We start from the raw sequence: 1,201 nt of genomic DNA on the forward strand, positions 1-1,201 counted from the left end.
GCTGCTGCCCGTACCGGATTCTCCGAGGCTCTGCCCGCCCCCCCCGGGCAGGGCCTTTCCCATGTTGCCCCTACGGCCCCTGCGGCCCCGCGTGGTCGGCACGGGTCATGCGGGCTCGCTTCCCCGTAATACGGCCACGTAATTCTCCTGCGTAATGTGCCCGCCCCATTACTGCATTCGAGAAGAATCATCCGTCGATCTTTCGGCGTTGGGGGGAGCGCGATCAATTCTCTTCCGGACCACTGTTTTGATCCGGTTCCGCTCCCTACAATCCGTCCACGTCTTGAGCGCTGAGCGTCAAGGAGGACGTATGGCGGAGTTCTTCACCACCCCAATGGCTGCACCGGCCGCAATGGCTGCACCGACGCAAGAATCCGCACTTTCCGACGGGCCCGTCTCCCTCGCGGCGGCGGTCCTCACCGACGACAACCGGCTGATCGTCATCATCGTGGCGGTCGTGGCCGTCGCCGCGCTCGTCGTCGCCCGGCTGCTGGTGCGCCAGGTCATGGCCGCCGGTGAGGGCACCGAACGGATGAAGGAGATCGCCGCGGCGGTCCAGGAGGGCGCCAACGCCTATCTGGCGCGGCAACTGCGCACGGTCGGTGTTTTCTCCGTGATCGTGTTCTTCCTGTTGCTGGTGCTGCCGGCCGACAACTGGTCGCAGCGCGCGGGGCGTTCGCTCTTCTTCCTGGTGGGTGCGCTTTTCTCGGCGGCGACCGGATACATCGGTATGCGGCTCGCCGTACGGAGCAATGTGCGCGTGGCCGCCGCCGCGCGTGAGGCGACTCCGGGAGAGGGCGAGCCGGAAAAGGATCTCACCGCCGTCTCGCACCGGGCGACGAAAATCGCCTTCCGTACCGGCGGTGTGGTCGGAATGATCACCGTGGGACTCGGGCTCCTCGGCGCCTCCTGTGTGGTTCTCGTCTACGCGGCCGACGCGCCCAAGGTGCTGGAGGGCTTCGGCCTCGGAGCGGCGCTGATCGCCATGTTCATGAGGGTCGGTGGCGGCATCTTCACCAAGGCCGCCGATGTGGGCGCCGACCTCGTCGGCAAGGTGGAGCAGGGCATTCCGGAGGACGATCCGCGCAACGCCGCCACCATCGCCGACAACGTGGGCGACAACGTCGGGGACTGCGCGGGCATGGCCGCCGACCTCTTCGAGTCGTACGCCGTGACGCTCGTCGCCGCGCTCATCCTGGGC

At 67.3% G+C, this 1,201-nt stretch carries 1 protein-coding gene; it reads left to right on the forward strand.

What is annotated here, in order from left to right:
* Nucleotides 1-310: 310 nt before the first annotated feature.
* The coding region (locus AB0M27_RS48005) for a sodium/proton-translocating pyrophosphatase (protein WP_365732487.1) at nucleotides 311-1,201 on the forward strand (891 nt) is incomplete at its 3' end.

This window comes from Streptomyces sp. NPDC052107 (assembly GCF_040680215.1).
GTDB lineage: Bacteria > Actinomycetota > Actinomycetes > Streptomycetales > Streptomycetaceae > Streptomyces.